Raw genomic sequence first — 3,926 nt, 5'->3', positions numbered from 1 at the left:
GAAATAAATTTACAATTACCCCTATTAATGATATTACTTTCACTAATAGGGGTATACTATAATAAGCAAATTTTATTACAATTAAGTATATCTTAGTTTTATAAAGATATTGTATTTAGGAGTTATTAAAATGAAAAATGATAAATTGTTAATTGCTAATAAATTTAATATGGATGATATAATAAATCCATTTTTATCTCTTTATGCTAATTGGGTTATAGGAAATAAAGAATCCCAAATTCAAATAAGTGAATTTGACCATATTTTAATTAATTTTATGTTTGACTATAAAAATAATATTGCTATGCATTATTTTCATAGTGAAAATATTAACCTTAATAATTTACTTGATTTATATGAACTTTTAAAAAATAAAAAAGAATGGTATATGGAATATAATGATTTAAAACTACTTAGTAAAATGGCATTTTATTTACATAAAATGAAAAAATCTTATAAAGTTTGTAAGTATAAAGAGGGTATAACTTTATTTATTATTCGTTTATTAATAAAAGCTGAATTTATTACATCAGAAGTACATTTTAATTTAATGAAAATTTGGAATAATGATAGAGAATTTTTAAAATTAATAGAATCAAAAAATATAAAACAAGTACAAGAAAATAAATTAGTTAAATATAATAATTCAATAGAGCTACATAAACTTTTATCTTGTGATTTTTCTGTTGAAATATTAGTTGAAAAAATATACAAAATATTACAGGTTTTAAATGATAATTTAGAAAGTGATGAGGATAATATTTTAGAAATCTATAGTGAGTATAAATATTTATATAGTTCATTTGATGACTTTTTAAATTATAGAAAAACTTTAAAAGAAAATGAGTTAATAAAAAATTTATTAATAGATATAGCACACTTTCGTGAGGTTATTGAATTAATAATAAAATATGAAAATAAAGAAAACATATAAGAATATAAAAAATAATAAACTATTGAAATGAGTGATAAAAATGCTTAGAGTTGTTTTGGAGAATTTAAATGATAATAAAGAAATTTTAAATGAATTAGAAACTGTTGGTCTCCTTGAGGGATACATAAGTATATCTCCTGAAGAAGATGTTACTGTAGTACGTCCTCTAAAATTAAATTATGAAAGTTTAGTTAATGAAGTAGGAGGAAAACCTTCATTTTATATTCTTAAAAATGATATTGTTATAGTTTATAATGATAATTTTTTACCAGAAAATTTAGAACATAATCCATTGGCAACTAATTTTTCAAGAGTTAGATTAAAAGGAACTTGTATGATTTTAAAAAAGAACTTTAATAGTAATAGTGATGATTTTAATTTGTTGAATTTAGATATAATAATTAAAATAATTAATGAATTAGTAAAATGTAAAAAAAATGTAGATAGTTTATGTTAAATAGGAATTATGTAATATAATTATAAAAAAATTTAATTATATTACATAATTCCTATTTTAAAATTAAAAAATATAGAAAAATATTCTATAAATTTTATACTAGAGTAAGGTGTATAATAAAAATTTTAAAAAATCTATTAGTGGTGATTATCATGGGAAAAAAATTAATACATTTAGTTATAGGAGTTTTGATTGTATGTATAATTTTATTATGTTTAAATAATATGCTAATTAATAAATTTAAAAAAGAAAACATCCATAATTATTCCTTTAAAAAAAATGAGTTTAAAGAAAGCAATAAGGAACAAATTTGTAAATACATAAAAAAAGTAAAAGAAGATATGAATATTATAAACAAAAATTGGAATATAGTTAAAGAATATTGTAATGTTAAAACTTGGCTTACAGATGATAATGAATCTAAAATAGAACTTGCCTTTAAAGAAATTAAAATGAAATGGAATGAAATTTCTAAATTAGAAGTACCAAATAATGATGATACTAAAGCATTACAAGAAAAGCTTATGAATTGTAAAGATATACAAACTCATGCTATATCCTTAGCCATAGAAGCAATGAATACTAGTAATTTTCAATTAATAATTGAAAGTATTGATATATTAATTGATTCTAACAAATTTATAACTAATAATATATGTCCTTTAATAACTAAAATAGAAAATAGTTGCAAACAAAAAACATCCAGTGGATTTTAATATATCCACTGGACTTATTCTTTTAATAACACTGATTATACTTAATTCGTTAAGTATAATCTATCTTTTAGATAGACAGGCTATTTTTATACAGCCACTTTCAATATAATAAAAATTAAATTATTTTATCATAGTTGCTAAAGCACCAAGTAAAACTCTTGTATCATACTCTCCTAAATATATTGGTGTCACTTCTTTATAGTTTAAACCTAAAAGAGTATATACAGCAATTTGTGCTGATCTTACTGAATAATCTACTGTAAATACTGTATCATCTTTTATTTCACAGAATTGCCCTATGAAAGCTAAATTATGAGATGTTTTAGGAACTACTTCTGGTCTATCTCCTTTACTTCTAGTTAAGAATTGACTTGTTATAAATGGCATAACACAACCTTTGCAGATAGTAGATTTTATTATTTCATCTTTATGCTCATTAAATTTAAGTAATCCACAAATTTCTTCCATTATCTCTTTTCCAGTACAATCACACATTTTTTTATGTACAAAATTACCCTCTTTATCAGGATGTAATGCATATCCCCAAGCAACTTGTACATCATCAGGTTGATCTATGAAATAAGGTTGTTTTGGTAATACTATTGATAAAAACCAATTAGAATCTTTAAATGTAACTTCTGTACCAGTACCACCACAGAAATCACGCATTAAATCAAAAAATAATGGAGTTTTAAAAGTCATAGTTATAGATTCCCAAAGAGATTCTTTTATACGTTCATCGAAAACTTGAGGATGTCCAAAGTTATCATCAATTTTAGAAAGATTTTCCCATAAGTCCCATGAACCATCTTTATCTTTACCATATATTTCTGTTTTAGTGTCATTGTCTCCTACACTAAAGGCAGCAGTCATTGAACCTACAGTAGCTAAAACTAAGTCTATAGGAGTTACATCAATATTACATTCTTTATCTTCTTCTTTATATTCTATAAGTTTAACAGATTTTTTACCATCTATTATTTCAAATTGAAAATTAGTTACTTTACAATTAGGTTTAAAAACTACTCCTTCATTTTTTAACCAAGTTACTATAGGTAATGTAATTGAATCATATTGATTGTATCTTGAATGTCTTACCCCAGCTAAATCAGTAACATGTGGAAATTCATGAACGAATCTATGTAAATATCTTCTAAATTCAATGGCACTATGCCAAGGTTGGAAGGCAAAAGTTGTACACCACATATACCAGAAATTTGTGTGGAAAAACTCTTCTGAAAAGCAATCACATATTCTTGCTTTTTCAAATTTACATTCTGGCTGTATCATCATATTAGAAAGCATAAGTTGATCCCCTCTACTAAGTTGAAATGATAATACATCAATTCTTTCTGCATTTTCTCCAATTAAACGAACGTTAGATCTGTTAAATTTAGTGTCTTTATTGAATTTATTAAAATCATCTAAAACAGTAAGATTAGGATCATTCAAAGATGGAACCCTTGAAAATAAATCATATGTACATGCATAAGCTTCTTTATCAAACATTCTAGCACCATGAGAAATATAGCCATCTTCACTATTTCCAGCACCATCAAGAGAACCACCTAAAACATTTTGTTGTTCGAAAATACAAATATTTTTAGGTGATATATGTCCTTCCTGAATAAAATAAACAGCACTAGCTAAGGATGCAATACCAGCACCTACAAGATAAACTTTTCTTTCTTGTGGATTAACACAAGTATTCATATTATCACACTTCTTTCTAAAAAAAATTATAGTAATTTTAATACTATAATTTTATAATACTACTATAATATTACTTTTTCACCAATTATTTTAATAAGATATATTG

Annotated in this window: 4 protein-coding genes; 3 read left to right on the top strand and 1 reads right to left on the bottom strand. The window is 23.6% G+C overall.

All coding sequences use genetic code 11. The features are described from left to right. Nucleotides 1–130: 130 nt before the first annotated feature. The 3 genes from GBZ86_RS13475 (at nt 131) to GBZ86_RS13465 (ending at nt 2,107) form a co-directional block, all read left to right on the top strand. The gene (locus GBZ86_RS13475; RefSeq protein ID WP_152891474.1) at nt 131–934 is read left to right on the top strand and encodes a hypothetical protein; all 804 of its coding nucleotides are present in this window, start codon (nt 131–133) and stop codon (nt 932–934) included. Between the two features lie 40 nt (nt 935–974). Then, the gene (locus GBZ86_RS13470; RefSeq protein ID WP_152891472.1) at nt 975–1,391 is read left to right on the top strand and encodes a hypothetical protein; all 417 of its coding nucleotides are present in this window, start codon (nt 975–977) and stop codon (nt 1,389–1,391) included. Nucleotides 1,392–1,543: 152 nt separating this feature from the next. Next, nucleotides 1,544–2,107 (top strand): hypothetical protein, encoded by a 564-nt coding sequence (locus GBZ86_RS13465; protein WP_152891470.1) that lies wholly within the window; start codon nt 1,544–1,546, stop codon nt 2,105–2,107. Nucleotides 2,108–2,227: 120 nt separating this feature from the next. Here GBZ86_RS13465 and GBZ86_RS13460 read toward each other — a convergent pair whose 3' ends face one another. Beyond that, the gene (locus tag GBZ86_RS13460) at nt 2,228–3,820 is read right to left on the bottom strand and encodes an oleate hydratase (RefSeq protein ID WP_152891468.1); all 1,593 of its coding nucleotides are present in this window, start codon (nt 3,818–3,820) and stop codon (nt 2,228–2,230) included. Nucleotides 3,821–3,926 lie beyond the last annotated feature (106 nt).

The sequence above is a fragment of the Clostridium tarantellae genome, assembly GCF_009295725.1.
GTDB lineage: Bacteria > Bacillota > Clostridia > Clostridiales > Clostridiaceae > Sarcina > Sarcina tarantellae.
This window is presented reverse-complemented; position numbering and strand designations above follow the sequence as displayed.

What these genes read in the sequence shown, in the direction of transcription:
- GBZ86_RS13475 (WP_152891474.1), top strand. Translation starts at nt 131, where the DNA reads ATGAAAAATGATAAATTGTTAATTGCTAATAAATTTAATATGGATGAT.
- GBZ86_RS13470 (WP_152891472.1), top strand. Translation starts at nt 975, where the DNA reads ATGCTTAGAGTTGTTTTGGAGAATTTAAATGATAATAAAGAAATTTTA.
- GBZ86_RS13465 (WP_152891470.1), top strand. Translation starts at nt 1,544, where the DNA reads ATGGGAAAAAAATTAATACATTTAGTTATAGGAGTTTTGATTGTATGT.
- GBZ86_RS13460 (WP_152891468.1), bottom strand. Translation starts at nt 3,820, where the DNA reads ATGAATACTTGTGTTAATCCACAAGAAAGAAAAGTTTATCTTGTAGGT.